We start from the raw sequence: 20,273 nt of genomic DNA, 5'->3' as shown, positions 1-20,273 counted from the left end.
ATGAAAAGTAAATTCAATATCATTTTCGCTTTATTTATAATCATCATTTTTTTAGAAAGAGTTTATGGACAGCAGACTCCCGTTTTTTCAAGTTATAATTACAATGCCGTTTTAATTAATCCTGCTCATGCAGGATATTATTCGGATTTAGATATTGCAATGACTACAAACGGCTATTTTAACTCTGTTGACGGCAGTCCAAAGAATTTTGATCTTTCAGTAAATAAACTCACCTGGGGAGAAAAAATAGGATGGGCAGCGGGATTATCCCACGATCAGGTTGGAGTAACCAATACTACCGGCTTTTTTACTTCGTATTCGTATAAAATTTATCACGACTCGCAATACAAATACGGAAAATGGTGGGCATACGATCCTAACATTATTTCATTTGGAGTTACCGCAGGAGCAATGCTGTATCAGGAAAATTTAACCCGTCTGGGAATACAAAATGATCCGGAATTTCAGGAAAACGTCAATAGTTTTACACCCACTTTTGGAGTAGGTTTTTTATACAACCGGGATAACATATATTTTGGCTTGTCTTCTCCAAATCTGCTGAGTTCAGCCTTCAATTCCAGTAACAATACACATTTAAAGAATGTATATTACAGCTATTTCGGATATAAATTCTTTACGAATCGTTTTGAAGAACTACTTGTAAATCCAAGCATATTATTTAAATACGTTGAAGGAGCTCCTTTTCAGGCCGATCTGAATCTTTTAATTAATTACAAAAACAAACTGGAATTTGGAGGCGGTTACAGAACCTCAAAAACATTCAATTTTCTGGCAGGATTTCACCTTTCAGATAATTTCAGGGTAATTTGTACTTATAATAAATCAATTGATAATGTGGTAATTCCTGATACTTTTGGATTAGTTTTAAATTACAGGGCCGGAAAAGGATTTTAATCAACCAAACCGTTTTCAACCGCATATTTTACAAGACCCGCCGTATTTTTAGCATTCAGTTTGGATAATAAATTACGGCGGTGCGTATTTACGGTATTTAGACTGATGAATGTTTTTTCGGCAATTTCAGCTGTATTATATTCGTGGGCAATCAGGACCAGAATTTCTTTTTCTCTTGAACTCAGTTCCGTTAAATTTGAAACCTGCTTTTCAATTCTTGAACTGTTCGAAAGATGTTTTTCTTCTAATTCTTCTGCAAAATAATTTTCGCCTTGAGCAATGGTATTAATTGCCTTAAGAAGCTCTTCCTTCTCGGCATTCTTCAATAAATAACCATTCACGCCAATTCTTATTAACCTCGAAACCATCATCACGTTACTGTGTGTGCTTACAATCAAAATTTTGACATTCGGATGCTGTTTTTTTACAATTTTACTCAATTCAATACCATCCATTTCCGGCATACTCACATCGAGAATTATAAAATCTACAACACCTTTTTTTACTATTTCCAGCGCCTCGATGCCATTTACGGCTTTATCGACAATAGTAATATTCGGTTCTTGTTCCAATAAAGACATAATACCCTGAAGAAACATGGTATGATCATCGGCAATAAGTAGGTTAATCTTGTTCATTCAACAAATATATTAGCTGCTTTTTAATTCATCGAGCTGATTTTTCAAATCAATACCCTTTATTTTATTCTTTGGTTTTACAGGCTGAGCCGGAATTTCAATATTAGCAATCGTACCTCTTTTCAGCTTAGAATCAATTAAAAACGAACCATTTAGCTTCGTAATTCGATTTTCTAAATTAATAAAACCAATTCCTTTAGACTTTTTTTCGGCATCAAAACCCACTCCGTTATCTTCAAACAAAAGATTTACAATATTCTCAATAAAATTCAGCTGAATTTCAACTTCCGAAGCCTTTGCATGCTTAATTGTATTGGTTAAAAGTTCCTGAATAATTTTAAAAATTTCAATTTGAATATCCTCATTCAGCTCATTTACATCCTTTTTTGGATATGGAATAAAAGAAACCTTAATCTTACTCGCTTCACTGATATTTTTGAGATACGATTCTAAAACTTCCAGAAATTTATTCTGGCTGAATTTCTTCGGAAGAAGTGTATGCGATATACTTCGAACCTGCTGATAAGTCTCGTCTAACTGCAGACTGATTTTTTGAATATTAGAAAAATCAGAAGCACTTAAATGATTTACCTGAAGTTTTATCGCTGCTAAATTACCGCCAATACTGTCATGAAGCTCCTGAGAAATACGCTGTCTCTCTTTATCTTGCCCGCTGATTGACGCTTTAATAAGTGCTAATTCCTGATCTTTAAGAATCCCGTCGATTTTTTGAGAACTTATTTCAGCCTGTTTTATATTTAATAAATGCTGTACTTTAAAACGTTTATAATATTGAAACAAAAGTCCCGTAATAGGCAGTAACAAAATTAAAAACGCAATTATTGTAAACAATTTTGTTTTCTTCTGCTGATTAATTTCCAGCATTTTTAACTGTTGATCTTTCTTTAAAAGAGAAATTTCATTTCTTTTTTTGTTAGATGAATTCTGAAAAGCCAGAATTGTATTTTCATTGTCTTTATTCGAAATTTCTTTCTGCAGCAGCATGTTTTTTATTGCTTCTTCCTGATTGGCCAGTGTCAGCTTTTTTGCCTCATTTTCAAATCGAAGAACTTCAATTTCTTTTTCTTTCTGCGCTGTTTTATATTTGATTTCGAGTTCATTGATTTCTTTAATTTTTTGAAGCCTGTTAATAGAATCCTTCATTCGTGCCGATTTTTCAAAGAAAGAATAGGCAGTTTTATAATCTTCCTGATGAATGGCAATTTTTTTCAGTTCATCATAAATATGCGTCTGATTTTGCAGCAGACCAAACTGCACCGATTTTTGCAATGCTTCAGAAAATACCAATTTAGCATCATTGTACTTTTTCAGTGAAATATACGAATCGCCAATACTGCTTCGGGAAATAATCGACAGTTGGTTCAATTCACTTTTATCAGCAATTGCCTGCGCTTCCTCAAACATTTTTAAAGCCTCCTGAGGTTTATTTTGAAGCTGGTAATTCTCGCCAAGCCCCAATAAGATAATCACACGTCCCTGATTATTATTTGTTTTCTCGCAGAGAATCTTTCCTTTTTTGTAAAAAATACCGGCGTTGTCAAAATCTTTCAGTCTTGAATAAATATCGCCAATGTTAATGCAGCTGCCCAGGATAATTTCATTATCATCTTTATAATCAAGGCATTCTTTAAAAAGTTTCAAAGCATTATTGTAATCACCCAATTCACTGTAAGTCTGGGCTAAACCATGCGTATGCGTATAAAAAAGATTCTTTTCATTGTATTTTTGAGAAGCCTCGATACCTTTAAGATGCCACTTTTTACTCTCATTTAATAAACCTCTTTTTTTATAATTAATTGCCAGTAAATTGTAACCAAGCGAAGAAAGTCTGCTTTTTAAAGAATCATTTACAACAGTATTGAATTTTAAAGCCTGATTCGTGTAATAAATAGAAGAATCGATTACAGCTCTTTTATTGAAATAATAAGCCAGAAGCAGGTTGGTACTGGCAATAGTTCGGTTATCAGCTTTTGATTTTAAAAGCAAATGGGCTTTTTTATAAGCTTTTTTTTCGTCGCCTTTATTATATAAATCATACACAGCCAGAACCTTAGGGTCCAATTTTACCGACGGTGTTTTTTTGACAATAAAAGTCTTCTTTTTATTTTCAATCTGAGCCTGCAGACTGAAAGATAAAAAGATGAAGATCAATAAATAAAGTCTTCCTGACCAGATTGCCATACGTTTTTGGTTTGAACTCTAAATAAGAATTAGAGTAATTTTTAAAGTCTTGTAAACTTGGGATTTAAAGAGTCAATTTATTTTTGACCGGGAGGTAAAAGTACTACAAAACAATTGAAAAAATCTTTCGAAAAATAAAATTTTTAATCGAAGTTGTGATATAATGTATAATTAAAATTACTTGATAATGAGTTTGTTATGATTTATAAAAAAGACTAAATGTTTCTTAAATTAATTTGAATGTAAATTTTCTTACAGTAAATTAGTGAGACTATACTTAAAAAATCAAATTATGAAAACGAAAATATTTTTAGCCATAGCATTGTTACTAATAACAATCTCGGCCAGCGCTCAAAAGAAAATCGAAGTAACAGAACTGCCAAAACCCGCACAGGATTTTTTAAAGAAACATTTTAGTCATACTTCAGTAGAAAAAGCGCAAAAGGATCCTGAGCACGGAGAAAAAGGCTTTGAAGTAAAATTAAAAGACGGAACAGAAGTAGAGTTTTGGAAAGACGGCTCCTATCGTGAAGTAGACGGCGGAGATAACCCAATCCCAACCGCATTCATTCCCGACAATATTAAGGCTTATGTGGCTAAAAATCATCCCAACGAAAAAATAACGCATATCGACTATGGGCACAAAGATCTCGATGTAGATTTAACCAATAAAATCGATTTGGAATTTACCAAAGACGGTAAAATTTTAAAAGACAAAAAGAAAGACAAGTAACCATTATTGTCACAGTGAATGCTCCCTAAAATATCAGATTTATAAAGTCGGGATATTTTAGGGACATTTTAATTTATAACCAATTTTCGAAAAGAACATCTTGAACGAAAATAGTTTATATTTACATCTTCTATTAGTTTTTTTATGGAAGAGAATAAACATGTAACGATTTACGATATTGCCGAAAGACTTAATCTGGCAACATCGACCATTTCACGAGCTTTAAAAGATCACCATACTATAAGTGATAAAACGATAAAGAAAGTGAAAAAAACAGCCGAAGAAATGGGGTTTGTACCAAATACTTTAGCTGCAGGTTTGCGTGGCAACAAAACCAAAACCATTGGAGTTCTGATTCCCACCGTTACACAGCCCTTTTTATCGTCATTAATCAGCGGGATCGAAATTACCGCTCAAAAGTCTGATTATACCGTAATCATTATGCAGTCGCATGACTCGTATGAAGAAGAAGTCAATATGGCGAAATCTTTGTACAGCAATCGTGTAAGCGGTGTAATTTGTTCGCTCGCAATGGAAACGCGCGATACATCACATTTTCATCAATTCTCAAACAATAATATTCCGTTAGTTTTTGTCGACAGGGTACCAAAAGATTATAATACTTTTAGAGTTGTAATCGATAATTATTCAGCTGGATATAAAGCGACTAAGCACCTTATTGAGCAGGGCTGTATTCGTATTGCGCACATTACGGCAGGATCAGAATTAGGAAATTTATATAATGAAAGAAAAAGAGGGTATATAGAAGCCTTAAAAGATCATAACGTTGATATAGACGAAAACCTGATTATCAATTTAAATTCAGTTACTTACGAAGATGGTGTAAAAGCCAGCAACGCTTTATTTGATTTAAAGCCAATGCCGGACGGATTATTTGCTCCCGGCGATATTATTGCCGTAAGTGCTGTCCAAACTGCTAAAAAACGCGGTATAAAAGTCCCGGAAGAATTTAAAGTTATTGGTTTTAATAATGACCCGATTTCGCAGATTATAGATCCTAATTTGTCGACTATAACACACCCGGCTGAAAAAATGGGAAAAGCAGCAGCAGAAATCATTATCAAGAATTTGAAATCGGCTAAAAATGACGATGCCAAAGAAATTACTTTTTTAAATACAGAAGTACTCGCGAGAGAATCTACTCAAAAATAAAACTAAGAACATTAAATAATAAGGCTTATCGATTCATTTGGTAAGCCAATATTTTTTATGAAAACAATTACACTTCCAGACGAAATGAATTTAGAAAAATCACAACAGGTACACGTTGTGGGCTACAGCAGTTCTAAAGATGTTTCGAAACAACAGATTATTCTAAATCAGAACATAATAAGTTTTTTGATTGAAGGCACAAAAGAAGTCATTTTTGATAATGAAGCCTTATCGATAACACCTTCTAAGTTTATTGTAATGCGATCTGGAAATTGTTTAATGACAGAAAAAAGAATCTCTGAAACTTCTCTTTATAAAAGTGTTCTTTTATTTTTCTCTAATGAAATGCTTCATAATTTCATTCGAAAAATGGAATCTGAAAAATCAGAATCAATCGAACCAAAATCGGTTTATGCATTTGATTATGATGATTTTTTAAAACGTTTTGTAGAAAGTTTAGTCGATATTTCTAATCTTTCAAAAGCAGTTCAGCTAAAATTATTAGAAGTGAAATTTGAAGAAATTATGCTTTATCTCACAGATAAATATGGAACAGACTTTCTTTATTCTCTAACTACAAACAGCGATGATGCTGCGCAAAAATTCATTCGAACTATCGAAAACAGTCATTTGAGCAAGCTGACTTTAAAAGAATTAGCTTTTTTATGCAATATGAGTGTTTCTACTTTTAAAAGAGAGTTTGAAAAATACTATTCAGAATCGCCTATAAAATGGTTTCAGAACAAAAGACTGGAACATGCTCATTACTTGCTGAGTCAGGAAAAAAGTCCTTCAGAAGTTTATTTTGAAGCAGGTTACGAAAATCTTTCAAGCTTTAGTCAGGCTTATAAAATTAAATACGGCGTTACGCCCAAACATCACAAAACGATTTGAGCTTTTAGCAACAGTTTTTGAGCCTTTGCCTAAAATTATTCAGCTGTTCCAAATCTAACTTTGCTTAAAATTTTAAATCAGATAAAATGAAAAAGCTAAGTTTAATTTTGGCGATGTCAGCGATTTTTTCGACATCTATTTTTGCACAAAAAACATTTACCTTAACCAGTAAAGATTTAGGAGGAGAAACGACTAAAATTCAGGAATTCAACGGATTTGGATGTTCGGGTGAAAACCAATCTCCGCAGCTATCATGGAAAAATGCTCCAGAAGGAACCAAAAGTTTTGCTGTAACCATGTACGATCCAGATGCGCCAACAGGAAGCGGATTCTGGCATTGGGTTGTAGTGGATATTCCGGCAAATGTAAACGAATTGGTGACCAATGCAGGAACAAAAAATCTTGTTCCAAAAGGAGCAATTCAAAGTGTTACCGATTACGGAATTAGAGGTTTTGGAGGACCTTGCCCGCCAGTTGGTCACGGATATCACCAATATATTATTACGGTTTATGCTTTAAAAACAGATAAATTAGGAACAGACGAAAATACAAATCCGGCAGTTGTTGGATTCAATCTTTGGAACCAGACTTTGGCAAAAGCCAGTATTGTAGCATATTACAAAAGATAATATTAAAACCGGTTGTTTGAAACAGAACAAAGATTAGTTTTAACACATAGAAACATAGATTTCTATTGCCATTGTTTGAGATTATAGAAAAAGCAAGCTTTAGCACATAGCCATCTATGTGCATTGAAATTAGTGAAACGCCTTTTTAAAAGTTTACAAAAGCTATGTTTCTATGTGTTAAAAGTAATTTGACTCAATTAGCAAAAAAGCATGCAGAAATTTACGGTTTAATACTCGAATTTTACCGCACTATAGGCAGGATAGTTTTTTAAATTATCCTGCCTTTATTTGTTAATGAAATTATTTTTTTGAAAAAAGCAGCTTTAAAATTTTTTTCTTAAACAACAATCCTATATTTTTACGCAACCGATTGCAATTGTTGTTTTGTTTAGGATAATGTATTTTTTAAATTAAAATTTTGTCAAATACATTTAATCGGAAATAAAATATTGATTCTTTCAAAAAATAGAGATTGTAAAGAATAAAGTAAAACCAAATGACTTCATTAAGATTTATTTTCCTGTTTCTTTTGATTTCCTTTTCGGCTTCGGCACAAAAGGATTATAAATTGTGGCTTCAATATAATGCGGTAAGTAACTCAGCATTGGCTTCAGAATACAAAAACGATCTTAAAAGAATTGTGGTTTTAGGAAATTCAGAAACTATTAAAATTGCTCAGAAAGAACTTCAAACAGGTTTTCAGGATATGCTGGGAACTATTCCAGAAATCAAATCAGATGTAAAAGAAGAGAATAATCTCGTTGTTGGTTCGCAATCGAATTTAAATGCCGAAACTAAAAACGAATTAAAATCGGATTTCGATAAAATAAATGAAGAAGGGTTTATCATCAAATCCATTTCCCTTAAAAACAAAAAACAAATTATCATCACAGGAAAAAATGACGTTGCCGTTTTATACGGAGTTTTTAATTTCCTGAGAATGTTACAGACCAATAAATCGCTTAAAAACTTAAACATTGCCGATTCACCAAAAACTAATATCAGAATTTTAAACCATTGGGATAATTTAGACCGAACTGTCGAAAGAGGTTACGCTGGATTTTCGCTTTGGAACTGGCAGAAACTTCCAGATTTTATAGATCAGCGTTATATTGACTACGCTAGAGCGAATGCGTCAATCGGGATTAACGGAACGGTTTTAACCAATGTAAATGCCAATGCTTTAATTCTGACGCCGCAATATTTAGAAAAAGTAGAAGCTTTAGCCAATGTTTTCAGATCTTATGGAATAAAAGTTTATTTAACGGCAAGGTTTTCGGCGCCGATTGAAATTGGAAACTTAAAAACGGCTGATCCAAAAGAACCAGAAGTTATTAATTGGTGGAAAAATAAAGCAGCAGAAATCTATAAACGAATTCCGGATTTTGGCGGATTTTTGGTAAAAGCCAATTCTGAAGGTCAGCCGGGTCCGCAAAATTACGGAAGAGATCACGTCGACGGAGCCAATATGCTTGCCGATGCTGTTGCGCCTTTTGGCGGTGTAATTATGTGGCGAGCGTTTGTCTATTCGGAACATGATGCGAACGATCGTGCGAAACAAGCTTATGCTGAATTTCAGCCTTATGATGGAAAATTCAAAGAAAATGTAATTGTTCAGGTAAAAAATGGAGCGATCGATTTTCAGCCGAGAGAACCATTTCATCCTTTATTTGGCGCGATGCCAAAAACGCCTTTAATGATGGAATTTCAAATCACGCAGGAATATTTAGGTTTTAGCACGCATTTGGTTTTTCTGCCAAAATTATTTCAGGAAGTTTTAGAATCAGATACGTATCAAAAAGTAAAAGGTTCAACTGTTGCCAAAGTTGTTGACGGTACTTTATACCAAAACAAACTAACCGGAATTGCAGGTGTTGCTAATATCGGAAATGATTTAAACTGGACAGGACATCCTTTTGCGCAAGCAAATTGGTATGGTTTCGGAAGATTGGCTTGGAATCCGTATTTAGATTCGGAAACGATTGCTGATGAATGGTTGAGAAGCACTTTTTCGAATGATGAAAACTTCATTAAACCTGTAAAAAATATCATGATCAAATCGCGCGAAGCGGTTGTAAATTATATGACACCACTTGGATTGCATCATATTATGGATACGGGTCATCATTATGGACCAGGACCTTGGGTTTCGAATTTGTCCAGACCAGAATGGAATCCGACGTATTATCATAAAGCAGACAAAAACGGAATTGGTTTCGATCGATCAAAAACAGGAACCAATGCTACAGCACAATATGCGCCTGAGGTTGAGAGACTTTTTGATAATTTAGAAACTTGTCCAGAGCAAGATCTTTTATGGTTTCATCATGTTTCGTGGGATTATAAACTCAAAAACGGTCAAACACTTTGGAACGGCATGTCATTGAAATATCAGGAAGGCGTAAATCAGGTCAGTGAAATGCAGAATGTCTGGAAGAAAACTGAAAAATATATCGACCACGAACGTTTTCACGAAGTCGAGATGTTATTAGAAATTCAATACAAAGAAGCAAAATGGTGGAGAGATGCGTGTCTGCTATATTTTCAGCAGTTTTCAGGAAAAGAACTTCCGGCGGGAGTTGAAAAACCAACGCAGACTTTGGATTATTTTAAATCATTAAAATTCCCATTTGCACCGGGAAATGGATAAATAAATTATTGATTAACTAAGTGAATGTAACGCGGATAAAACGGATTTTTTTCAGATTAAAAATTAAAAATTAAAAATTAAAAATTAAAAATTAAAAATTAAAAAAATCTGCTTAAATCAGCTTTTTCGCGATAGCGAATCCGTAAAATCCGCGTACTAAATAAAATATATTTTTAGAAATTATGAGTAATAAAACAGCAATTGTAACCGGAGGAAATTCGGGATTAGGCTTTGCAACAGCAAAAAAACTTTGTGATAACGGAATCAAAACGTACATAATCGGAAGATCAAAAGAAAAAACAGAAGATGCCTGCGCGGCAATTGGAGAAAATGCTATTCCGGTAATTTTCGACTTGAATAATCTGGCTGGAATTCCTGCGATGATTGAAAACATTACAAAAGAAAATCCAATTGATATTTTGGTAAACAACGCAGGAATCAACATGAAAAAAGAAATTCCAGATGTAACTGATGAAGATTTTCTTTCGATCATTCATACCAACTTACTAAGCGTTTTTTCTGTTAGCAGAGAAGTGGTAAAAAATATGAAAGCTAATGGAAGCGGAAGCATTATCAACATCAGCTCTATGGCATCTCAATACGGAATTCCAAAGGTAATAGCCTATTCGGCAAGTAAAGGTGCAATTGAATCCATGACGCGCGCTATGGCAACAGAATTAGCTTCTGCAGGAATTCGCGTAAACTGTATCGCTCCTGGATTTATTAAAACCAAAATGTCTGCCGCAGCTTTGGATAATGATCCGGAAAGAAAAAATAAAGTATTGGGAAGAACACCAATGGGCTTCTTAGGAGAACCTTCAGACATTGCAGATGCAGTTTATTATTTCGCTTTAAGCGAATCAAAATATACTACTGGTACAGTTCTGCCGGTTGATGGTGGTAATAGCATTGGATTTTAATTTAAAGTTGCTAAGGGTCAGAGGCTCAAAGGTTCAAAGGTTTTTTAAAGACACAGATTAAAGGATTAAAAAGATAAAATCAGCTCAATCTGCCATCCCGATAGCTATCGGGAGCGGGAAACAAAACTTTGCGCCTCTGCGCCTTTGCGAGACTAAAAAATAAGGGAGTATGATAAAAATGCAGCAAACCATGCGTTGGTTTGGACCTCAGGACAACGTAACTTTAGTAGATATTAAACAAGCAGGAGCAACAGGAATTGTAACGGCTTTGCATCAAATTCCGGTTGGAGATATCTGGACAGTTCAGGATATTCAGGAAAGACAGGAAATAATAAGAAATGCCGGTTTGGAGTGGTTGGTTGTAGAAAGCCTTCCGGTTCATGAAGAAATCAAACGCGCTTCTGGAAATTATTTGCAATACATTGAAAATTATAAAACCAGCTTAAAAAATCTGGCAGATTGTGGAATAAAAATCATAACCTACAATTTTATGCCGATTCTGGATTGGGTGAGAACCAATCATAATTTTATAAATGAAGATGGGAGTAAAGCTTTGTTGTACAATCAGGATGCGTTTACCTATTTTGATGTGTTTCTTTTGAAAAGACCAAATTCAGAAAATGATTATTCGGATGCGGAAAAAGAAAAAGCATTGCAGTTTGGAAATCAATTGTCTGAAGACGAAAAAGCTTTGCTATTTAAAAATGTTTTATTGGGATTACCAGGAAGCAAAATCAATTTTACCGCAGAACAGATTTTATCGCTTTTAGATAATTATTCCGATATCAACAATGAAAAACTAAGAGAAAACCTGATTTATTTTCTATCAGAAGTAACGCCAATTGCAGAGCAAAATGGACAAAAATTAGCGATTCATCCAGACGATCCGCCGTTTTCGGTTTTGGGACTTCCAAGAATTGTTTCAACAGAAGCTGATTTGAAAGAGATTTTTAGTGCGGTTCCTTCGACAGCAAATGGATTGTGTTATTGCACAGGTTCATTAAGCGCCGATCCAAAAAATAATCTGGAGAAAATAATAGATGATCACGAAAATCGAATCCATTTTTTACACCTTCGAAATACCATCCGCGAAAGCGAAACTATTTTCAGGGAATCGGAACATTTAAACGGCGATGCAAATATGGGCGCAATTGTAGAAAAATTATTGCTGTTGATGAATAAAACAAAAGTAAGCTTGCCAATGCGCCCCGATCATGGTTTTCTTCACCAAGTCGATGAAAAAACAGAAACGTATCCTGGCTATTCTTTAACTGGAAGGCTAAAAGGTCTTGCCGAGTTAAGAGGTTTAGAAATGGGGATTGGGTATAAATTGAATTTGTAATTTACCTATCCTAACAGGTTTTAAAAACCTGTTAGGTATTCTATGAAGAAAGCAAATATTCGCCCAGTTTAAACCTGAAGTTTTTTTTAAACCTGTCAGGTTTACTATGAGAGAAGAAAGAATGTTAACTGATACCTAACAGGTTTTTAAAACCTGTTAGGATGCCGAAATCTATGATTCTATGTGTTTGAAAATTAAAACATCCTACATTATCTCACTGCTTTTCCTAATTGGATTATGCGCAAAATCGCACGCCATAAATCCAGAGAAATATGTAGTTAATCAAGCTTCTCAAGAAAATTTTCCTTTGGTTTCAAAAGGGAAAACGGCTTCGATTTTGATGAGCGATAAAGATTTTGCAGGAGTTTTAAAAGTGGTTGGACATTTAGAAAATGACATTTTTAAAGTTTCAGATTTACATCCAAAAAAAGTCAAAAAGATTGCTGAAGCAGAAGATTTTGTTGTCATAATTGGAACATTAGGAAAAAACGAAATCATCGATCAATTGGTCAAAGAAGGAAAAATTGATAAAAATCAGCTTCAGGGAAAATGGGAAAAATTTACCACACAAATCGTAGAAAATCCGTTTATAGGAATTAAAAAAGCGTTGGTAATTGCTGGCTCAGACAAGAGAGGAATGATTTACGGGATTTACGATTTGTCTAATCAGATTGGAATTTCGCCTTGGTATTTCTGGGCAGATGTTCCGGTGAAAAAGCAATCAGAATTACACGTTTTGCCCGGAATTCATACACAGGGAGAACCAAAAGTAAAATATCGTGGGATTTTTATTAATGATGAAGCGCCAGCATTGACAGGTTGGGCTTTTGAAAAATATGGCGGATTCAATTCGAAATTCTACGATACTGTTTTTGAGTTGATTCTCAGGATGAAAGGAAATTATGTATGGCCGGCAATGTGGGGCAGAATGTTTTATGTCGAAGATCCGCAGAACGCTGTTTTAGCCGATGAATACGGAATTGTGATGGGAACTTCGCATCATGAACCCCTGACGCGGGCACACGCCGAATGGGGAAAAGCAAATGGAAAATGGGATTTTAGTACCAATTCGGAAGCTTTGATTAATTTCTGGAAAGACGGAATTAAAAGAATGGGCGATAAAGAAACCATTGTTACGATTGGAATGCGTGGCGATGGCGACGAACCGATGACGGAAGGAACGGCAATTGATTTGTTAGAAAAGATTGTCAAAACCCAGCGAAATATCATTCAGGAAGTAACCAAAAAACCGATTGAAGAAACGCCTCAAATGTGGGCTCTTTACAAAGAGGTTCAGGATTATTACGATAAGGGAATGACTGTTCCAGACGATGTAACGCTTTTATTGTGTGATGATAATTGGGGAAATATTCGCAAATTACCAGAACTTAACGCAAAACCTAGAAAAGGCGGTTACGGAATTTATTATCATTATGACTATGTTGGCGGTCCGCGAAATTACAAATGGATCAACACAAACCAAATTGAAAGAACTTGGGAACAAATGGATTTGGCGTATCAATATGGAGTTGATAAAATCTGGATTGTAAATGTGGGCGATATTAAACCAATGGAATTCCCGATTGAGTTTTTCCTTGATATGGCTTGGAATCCTGAAAAGTTTAATGCACAAAATGTTCAGGATTATTATGTGAATTGGGCAAAAGAAAATTTCGGAAACCAGTTTACGGGAGAAATCTCAGAGATTTTAAAGTTATACACGAAGTACAATGCGCGAAGAAAACCGGAATTATTAGACGCTAAAACATACAGCGTAACCAATTATAATGAAGCTGACCGAGTTGTTGCGGATTATCAGAAATTAGTTGAAAAAGCCAATGCCATAAACGAAAAATTGCAACCAGAATATAAAGACGCTTTTTATCAACTGGTTTTGTTTCCTGTTTTGGCAAGTTCGAATTTAAATGAATTATATGTTGCAACAGCTAAAAATCAGTTTTATGCAGAGCAGGGAAATGTTATTGCAAACACATATGCTGAAAAAGTAAAAGAGTTGTTTGAAAAAGATAGTCAGTTGACGAATTATTATCATACGAAATTGGCAAACGGCAAATGGAATCATATGATGTCGCAGACGCATATTGGCTATGATAATTGGCAACAGCCTGATAAAAATGTGATTCCGAATACAAAAACAGTTGAAGTTTCTAGCAAAGCTCAAAAGGAAATTTCTGCTGAAAATTCTCCAAAGGCTGAAAAATTAATTAATAAATATTCAGACAATGTTCACGGTTTTGTTGAAAGCAACGGTTACATTTCAATAGAAAGTAAAAATTATTCGAAAGCCATAAATTCAGGCTCCGTAAAATGGACTATTATTCCAAATCTCGGTAAAACAGATTCTGGAATAACTATAAAACCTTCAAATATTCAGCCGTTTGAAATTTCAGAACAATCACCAAGGTTAGAATACAATGTTCATTTTTTTACTAAAGGGAAGATAAAAGTAAAAGCTTATTTTTCGCCAACAATCAATTTTAAAATAGGCAACGGATTAAAATACGGAATTGCTTTCGATTCGGAAAAACCTCAAATCATAAACCTAAACGCTGATTCTTCAGAGAAAAATTGGGCAGAATCGGTTGCAAATAATATAAAAGTAATTACTTCAACACATCAAATAGGAAAAGCAGGAAATCATGTTTTGAAAATTTATGCCGTTGATCCGGCTTTGGTACTTCAGAAAATTGTAATTGAAACAGAAGAAGATAAAGTTCTGGAGTCGTATTTGGGACCACCGGAAAGTTTTAGAAAGGAATAATATCATAACGTAACACGTCCTGTTTGTCATTTCGAGGAACGAGAAATCACACGCGGGATTCGACAAAGATTGGAGACATTCTGTACGGAATTTCTAGTGTGATTTCTCGTTCCTCGAAATGACAAACGAAGCGAAAAAAAACGATTAACTATTTTAAACCAAAAGATATGAAATTTATTAATCCTTACTTATTGGCCGTCACAACTTTATTTGTGGTCAGCTGTACATCGCAGAAAGAAACGAATTCATTAAAAGATGTTTATCAAAACGATTTTTATATCGGAACCGCTTTAAGCGCAGATCAAATTGAAATTAAAAATGCCAAAGAAGATTCGCTGATTCGAAAAGAATTCAATGCTATAACGGCCGAAAATATTATGAAATCGATGTACACACATCCGCAGAAAGACAAATATGATTTTGCTTTATCGGATAAATTTGTGGCTTATGGAGAAAAAAATAAAATGTTTATTCATGGGCATACTTTGATATGGCACAGTCAATTAGCGCCTTGGATGGAGAAAATCGCTGACAGCACAGAAATGAAAGCTTTTATGCAGGATCATATTAATACCATTGTCTCAAAATATAAAGGAAGAATTGATTCCTGGGATGTTGTAAACGAAGCTTTGAATGAAGATGGAACTTTGCGACAATCGGTTTTTTTGAAAACGCTTGGAGAAAAATATTTGGTTGATGCTTTTAAACTAGCTGAAAAAGCAGATCCTAAAGCCGAATTATATTACAACGATTATAATATCGAAGAACCGACAAAAAGAGCCGGAGCAATTGCTTTGATAAAAAAAATAAAAGCTCAAGGCGGGAAAGTAGACGGAGTTGGTATTCAGGGACATTGGAGATTAGGAAGTCCTTCATTAGAAGAAATTGAAAAAAGTATTCTGGAATATTCTGCTTTGGGAATTAAAGTAGCATTTACAGAATTGGATATTACTGTTTTGCCAAATCCGTGGGATTTAAAAGGAGCAGAGATTAGTCAGAATTTCGAAGGAAGCGAAAAAATGAATCCGTATCCAAAAGCATTGCCAGATTCTATTCAAAACAAACTCGCAGAGCGTTATGCATCAATATTTAAATTATTTTTAAAGCATAAAGACAAAATTAGCAGAGTGACTTTTTGGGGTGTTCATGATGGTCAATCCTGGCTGAACGACTGGCCAATAAAAGGAAGAACAAATTATCCTTTGCCATTCGATAAAGATTTGAGACATAAAAAAGCTTACGATAGTATTTTAAAGTTGAAGGAAACTAAAGAATAAGGACTAAAAATATCGAGTTTTTGTAAATTAATTAACAATCGGTTGTGGTTTGAAAAACAACTTAAATAAAGTAAAGTAAATTTGCATAATATGTTTTTTTGTCTAATTTTACACAACCGATTGTTTAAATTGTAATTCACGTTCCTGCAAGGTTTCCAAAACCTTGTAGGTATGATTAAAGAGCACTTTAAAGGAATAGGAAACCTACAAGGTTTAAAAAACCTTGCAGGAGTAGAAACAAACTAACCAACAAACTAACCACAAAACCACCAAATGAATAACATTTCACAAAAACTATCCATCAAAGAAAAAATAGGATACAGCTTAGGAGACTTAGCGGCCAATCTGGTTTTTCAGACTTTGATGACGTATCTGGCGTATTTCTACACCGATATTTACGGCTTGTCGCCAACAGATTCTTCTATCATTATGCTGATCGTTGGTCTTGTTGCAGCCTTTATTTTTAATCCGATTATCGGGGTTTTGGCAGACCGAACGAGTACCAAATGGGGAAAGTTCAGACCATGGATTTTAATAACCGCAATTCCGCTTGGAGTGGTGGCTTTATTAGCCTTTTCAACTCCGGATTTCTCATATAAAGGAAAAGTAATTTATGCGGTTTTAACCTATACTTTATTATTGCTTTTTTATGCTGCAAACAATTTGCCGTATTCTGCTTTAAGCGGAGTAATTACAGGCGATATGAAAGAACGAAACAGTATGTCATCGTACCGTTTTGTAGCGGTTATGTTTGCACAGTTTTTCGTTCAGGTTTTCATGCTCGGCATTATAAAAAGTGCTGGAAATGGAGATAAGGCAGTGGGAATCGAGAAAGTAATGACCGCTCTGGCAATTATTGGAACAATCATGCTTTTAATTACGTTTTTAACGACCAAAGAAAGAATCATTCCAAAACCAGAACAAAAGTCAAGTGTTAAAGAAGATTTGAGCGATTTAATCAAAAACAGACCTTGGGTAATCATGCTTACGCTGACGACTTTGGTTTTTGTGACTTTGGCAATGAAAGGCGGTTCGTATGTATATTATTTTGAAAACTATGTCAACAAAGAACAATTAGCTGTTTTTATTCAGCCGATATTGGATTTCCTAACTACAATTGGGCTAAATCATTTTGGCAATGATCCTGTTTCTGCGGGCTTTGGTTTATTCAATGCAGGCGGTATTATCTTTATGATTGTTGGAATTACATTGTCTAAAAATTTAGCAGACAGATATGGAAAACGAAATGTTTTTGGACTGTTTTTATTCATTTCGACTTTATTCATTATCGCTTTCTATTTCTTTCCGCCAGCTTCAATCGGATTGATATTTTTCTCTCAAATTCTGCACGGCTTTTTCTACGGAATCACCATCCCGATTCTTTGGGCGATGATTGCTGATGTTGCCGATTATTCAGAATGGTTGAATAACCGTCGTGCCACTGCGATTATTTTTTCTGCCATGATGGTTGGACTAAAAACAGGATTAAGTATTGGAGGAGCTTTAACAACCTTGTTTTTAGGGTATTTTCATTACGTTCCAAATGCTTCTCATCAATCAGAAACAGCCATAAACGGAATCAAATTACTAGTGAGTATTTTCCCTGCAATCCCTTTTTTAATTGGAGCCGGATTGCTGTTTTTCTATAAAATCAATAAAGAAATGGAAGTGCAGATCGAAACAGAACTAAAAGAACGAAGAAGTTAATTATTTAAACAAAATAGCACTATGCCTGAAGATAGCATTGAACACATTGATTTCAAGGAAATTGATGAACTGGCGATTTCAAAGCCTTTAGTATCACATATTTATACAGCCGATCCTTCGGCACATGTATTCAATGGTAAAATTTATATTTATCCGTCGCACGACATCGATGCGGGAATTCCGTTTAACGATAATGGCGATCATTTCGGGATGGAAGATTACCACGTTTTTTCGATGGAAGATATTTCATCAGAAGCAGTTGATAACGGAGTTGCATTACACGTAAATGATGTTGCCTGGGCAGAAAAGCAAATGTGGGCGCCAGATGCAGCACACAAAAACGGAAAGTACTATTTGTATTTCCCTGCTAAACGTGCCAACGGAATTTTTCAGATTGGAGTGGCGATTTCAGATTCACCAGTTGGGCCCTTTATTCCGGAAAAAGAAGCTATAAAAGGAAGTTACAGTATTGATCCGGCAGTTTTTGAAGACGAAGATGGCAAACACTATATCTATTTTGGAGGAATTTGGGGAGGACAGCTTCAGAAATATAGAGACAATATTTACGATCAGAATAACGAAGAACCAACAGCAGATGAAAAAGAGTTAGGGCCTATCGTGGCCAGACTTCGAGAAGATATGCTGGAATTTGATGAAGAACCTAAAGAAATTTTAATTCTGGATGAAAATGGAGAAGTTATAAAAGCTGGAGATAACGACCGCCGTTTTTTTGAAGCTTCGTGGGTTCATAAATACAACGGGAAATATTATTTTTCATATTCGACAGGAGATACGCATTTTATCTGTTATGGAATAGGTGACAATCCCTATGGGCCGTTTACCTATCAGGGAAGAATCCTGAATCCGGTTGTTGGCTGGACATCACATCATTCTATTTGCGAAGTAGAAGGCGAATGGTATTTGTTTTATCACGATTCAAGTTTGTCAAAAGGCGTAACGCATTTGAGAAGTATGAAAGTAACCAAAATTGATTATTTAGAAGACGGTTCGATTATTACTATTGATCCTTATGGAATAAGAAGATTAATTGATTAAGATTTTTGGGTTAAAAATTTGAAGAAAATTACAATCGGTTGTGTTGTTTGTTTTTATTTTGATTTTGATTTCAGTTTGTCATTTCGAGGAACGAGAAATCTTCGTAAGTAACTCGGTATAGAATTTCTCCAATCTTTGTAGAGCCGCTCGCGAAGATTTCTCGTTCCTCGAAATGACAAAACAGGATGGATAACCTTTGCGTTCTCGATAGCTGTCGGGATTGCGAACTTTGCAGTTGAGTAACATTGGATTCTGAAATAAAAAAAATATCAATTTTAATCTAAAAAAATAATTTTTTGTAAAAGATTTTTAGCTACTTTAGCATAACAGAACGGAACAGAACGGCATGCCAAAAGAAGAAGGAAAATTTGAGTTTATAATGAATCACGAAAGTGATATTCCGAAGTACCAGCAGCTGGTTGACGGAATTACAAATGCTATTGCAGAGAATATTTTACAAAAGGGAGATTTGCTTCCGTCTGTAAATGTAATCTGCAAGACATATCAGCTTTCGAGAGACACCGTTTTTAAGGCGTATTCGATTTTAAAAGATCAGAATGTTATAGATTCTGTCCCAAACAAAGGGTATTATGTAGCGGGCGAAACAAGAAAAGTGCTTTTGGTTTTAGATACGTTTAAGGCTTATAAAGAGGTTTTGTATCATTCGGTTGTAAACAATCTGCCTGATAATGTGATTATCGATGTACAGTTTCATCATTATAATATTGACGTTTTTAAAACGATCATTAATAACGGAATCGGGAAGTATTACAAATATGTGGTAATGAATTTTGACCACAAGGATATTCCGCCGGCATTATCTGCAATTTCAAAAGATAAACTGCTTTTGATTGACTGGAATATCAGGGCTGATAAAGCGAATAATTATGTATTTCAGGATTTCGGAAAAGCATTTTATGATGCTTTAAAAGAAGCGGTGGATTTGTTTAAAAAATATAAAAGAATAGAATTTATTTATCCGGATTTTACCAATCACCCATGGGAATCGGTGGAATATTTCAAGAAATTCTGTGCTGATTTTGATTTTCAATACACGATTATCACCGATTCTAAAAAGTTCAATATCGAGAAAGGAATTGCTTATATCAGTGTAAGCGACAGGATTTTGGGATACTTTTTAGAACAGTGCAAAGAGAAGGATTTTGAGCCTGGAAAAGACGTTGGTTTTCTTTCGTACAACGAAACGCCAATGAAGAAATTTATATACAAAGGAATTTCAGTTGTTTCGACTGATTTTAACGAATTAGGAACCAAAGCAGCGGCATTTATTACGCATGACGAAGAAACGCAGTGTTATGTGCCGACTAAATTAATAATAAGAGAATCATTGTAAG

15 protein-coding genes are annotated in these 20,273 nt (G+C 34.6%); 13 read left to right on the top strand and 2 right to left on the bottom strand.

The genetic code is table 11. The features are described from left to right. Window positions 1-915 (top strand): PorP/SprF family type IX secretion system membrane protein, encoded by a 915-nt coding sequence (locus OZP11_RS09480; RefSeq protein ID WP_281234975.1) that lies wholly within the window; start codon window positions 1-3, stop codon window positions 913-915. Here the strand turns inward: OZP11_RS09480 and OZP11_RS09475 are convergent. Both OZP11_RS09475 and OZP11_RS09470 read right to left on the bottom strand, forming a co-directional pair. Beyond that, window positions 912-1,553, bottom strand: a complete 642-nt coding sequence (locus OZP11_RS09475; protein WP_281234974.1) for a response regulator — start codon at window positions 1,551-1,553, stop codon at window positions 912-914. The two genes, OZP11_RS09480 and OZP11_RS09475, sit on opposite strands and share 4 nt — an antisense overlap. A 12-nt stretch (window positions 1,554-1,565) precedes the next feature. After that, a complete protein-coding gene (locus tag OZP11_RS09470) occupies window positions 1,566-3,755 on the bottom strand; it encodes a tetratricopeptide repeat-containing sensor histidine kinase (protein ID WP_281234973.1) in 2,190 nt (729 codons plus the stop codon). A gap of 292 nt (window positions 3,756-4,047) precedes the next feature. Here OZP11_RS09470 and OZP11_RS09465 point away from each other — a divergent pair, with 292 nt between their 5' ends. The 12 genes from OZP11_RS09465 to OZP11_RS09410 all read left to right on the top strand — a co-directional run bounded on the left by OZP11_RS09465 (window position 4,048) and on the right by OZP11_RS09410 (window position 20,272). Continuing rightward, window positions 4,048-4,488, top strand: coding sequence for a PepSY-like domain-containing protein (locus OZP11_RS09465; protein ID WP_281234972.1), 441 nt, complete (start codon window positions 4,048-4,050; stop codon window positions 4,486-4,488). A gap of 144 nt (window positions 4,489-4,632) precedes the next feature. Further along, a complete protein-coding gene (locus tag OZP11_RS09460; protein ID WP_144215121.1) occupies window positions 4,633-5,661 on the top strand; it encodes a LacI family DNA-binding transcriptional regulator in 1,029 nt (342 codons plus the stop codon). Window positions 5,662-5,718: 57 nt separating this feature from the next. Next, window positions 5,719-6,555 (top strand): helix-turn-helix domain-containing protein, encoded by an 837-nt coding sequence (locus OZP11_RS09455; protein ID WP_281234971.1) that lies wholly within the window; start codon window positions 5,719-5,721, stop codon window positions 6,553-6,555. An 86-nt stretch (window positions 6,556-6,641) separates the two neighbouring features. Beyond that, entirely contained in the window at window positions 6,642-7,184 is a 543-nt protein-coding gene (locus tag OZP11_RS09450; protein WP_281234970.1) for a YbhB/YbcL family Raf kinase inhibitor-like protein, read from the top strand. Window positions 7,185-7,680: 496 nt separating this feature from the next. After that, a complete protein-coding gene (locus OZP11_RS09445) occupies window positions 7,681-9,834 on the top strand; it encodes an alpha-glucuronidase family glycosyl hydrolase (RefSeq protein ID WP_281234969.1) in 2,154 nt (717 codons plus the stop codon). Window positions 9,835-10,016: 182 nt separating this feature from the next. Further along, window positions 10,017-10,754: an SDR family NAD(P)-dependent oxidoreductase gene (locus OZP11_RS09440; RefSeq protein WP_281234968.1), complete on the top strand. Its 738-nt coding sequence runs from the start codon at window positions 10,017-10,019 to the stop codon at window positions 10,752-10,754. 178 nt (window positions 10,755-10,932) lie between these two features. After that, window positions 10,933-12,096: a mannonate dehydratase gene (gene uxuA / locus OZP11_RS09435; protein WP_281235518.1), complete on the top strand. Its 1,164-nt coding sequence runs from the start codon at window positions 10,933-10,935 to the stop codon at window positions 12,094-12,096. A gap of 181 nt (window positions 12,097-12,277) precedes the next feature. Then, a complete protein-coding gene (locus OZP11_RS09430; protein WP_281234967.1) occupies window positions 12,278-14,878 on the top strand; it encodes a glycosyl hydrolase 115 family protein in 2,601 nt (866 codons plus the stop codon). A gap of 167 nt (window positions 14,879-15,045) precedes the next feature. Beyond that, entirely contained in the window at window positions 15,046-16,155 is a 1,110-nt protein-coding gene (locus tag OZP11_RS09425; RefSeq protein ID WP_281234966.1) for an endo-1,4-beta-xylanase, read from the top strand. Between the two features lie 273 nt (window positions 16,156-16,428). Next, complete coding sequence (locus tag OZP11_RS09420; RefSeq protein WP_281234965.1) at window positions 16,429-17,862, top strand: MFS transporter; 1,434 nt, start codon at window positions 16,429-16,431, stop codon at window positions 17,860-17,862. A gap of 21 nt (window positions 17,863-17,883) precedes the next feature. Beyond that, window positions 17,884-18,918, top strand: coding sequence for a glycoside hydrolase family 43 protein (locus tag OZP11_RS09415; RefSeq protein WP_281234964.1), 1,035 nt, complete (start codon window positions 17,884-17,886; stop codon window positions 18,916-18,918). Between the two features lie 346 nt (window positions 18,919-19,264). Next, complete coding sequence (locus OZP11_RS09410; protein ID WP_281234963.1) at window positions 19,265-20,272, top strand: GntR family transcriptional regulator; 1,008 nt, start codon at window positions 19,265-19,267, stop codon at window positions 20,270-20,272. The last annotated feature ends 1 nt before the right edge of the window (window position 20,273 follow it).

Origin of the sequence: Flavobacterium gelatinilyticum (assembly GCF_027111295.1) — a bacterium.
Lineage (GTDB): Bacteria > Bacteroidota > Bacteroidia > Flavobacteriales > Flavobacteriaceae > Flavobacterium > Flavobacterium gelatinilyticum.
The sequence above is the reverse complement of the archived record's forward strand: the minus strand, read 5'-3'. Positions and strand labels throughout refer to the sequence as shown.

Coding starts and splice junctions, on each gene's coding strand:
- OZP11_RS09470 (WP_281234973.1), bottom strand. CDS start 3,755: ATGGCAATCTGGTCAGGAAGACTTTATTTATTGATCTTCATCTTTTTA.
- OZP11_RS09465 (WP_281234972.1), top strand. CDS start 4,048: ATGAAAACGAAAATATTTTTAGCCATAGCATTGTTACTAATAACAATC.
- OZP11_RS09440 (WP_281234968.1), top strand. CDS start 10,017: ATGAGTAATAAAACAGCAATTGTAACCGGAGGAAATTCGGGATTAGGC.
- OZP11_RS09415 (WP_281234964.1), top strand. CDS start 17,884: ATGCCTGAAGATAGCATTGAACACATTGATTTCAAGGAAATTGATGAA.
- OZP11_RS09460 (WP_144215121.1), top strand. CDS start 4,633: ATGGAAGAGAATAAACATGTAACGATTTACGATATTGCCGAAAGACTT.
- OZP11_RS09450 (WP_281234970.1), top strand. CDS start 6,642: ATGAAAAAGCTAAGTTTAATTTTGGCGATGTCAGCGATTTTTTCGACA.
- OZP11_RS09430 (WP_281234967.1), top strand. CDS start 12,278: ATGTGTTTGAAAATTAAAACATCCTACATTATCTCACTGCTTTTCCTA.
- uxuA (WP_281235518.1), top strand. CDS start 10,933: ATGCAGCAAACCATGCGTTGGTTTGGACCTCAGGACAACGTAACTTTA.
- OZP11_RS09455 (WP_281234971.1), top strand. CDS start 5,719: ATGAAAACAATTACACTTCCAGACGAAATGAATTTAGAAAAATCACAA.
- OZP11_RS09410 (WP_281234963.1), top strand. CDS start 19,265: ATGCCAAAAGAAGAAGGAAAATTTGAGTTTATAATGAATCACGAAAGT.
- OZP11_RS09480 (WP_281234975.1), top strand. CDS start 1: ATGAAAAGTAAATTCAATATCATTTTCGCTTTATTTATAATCATCATT.
- OZP11_RS09475 (WP_281234974.1), bottom strand. CDS start 1,553: ATGAACAAGATTAACCTACTTATTGCCGATGATCATACCATGTTTCTT.
- OZP11_RS09425 (WP_281234966.1), top strand. CDS start 15,046: ATGAAATTTATTAATCCTTACTTATTGGCCGTCACAACTTTATTTGTG.
- OZP11_RS09420 (WP_281234965.1), top strand. CDS start 16,429: ATGAATAACATTTCACAAAAACTATCCATCAAAGAAAAAATAGGATAC.
- OZP11_RS09445 (WP_281234969.1), top strand. CDS start 7,681: ATGACTTCATTAAGATTTATTTTCCTGTTTCTTTTGATTTCCTTTTCG.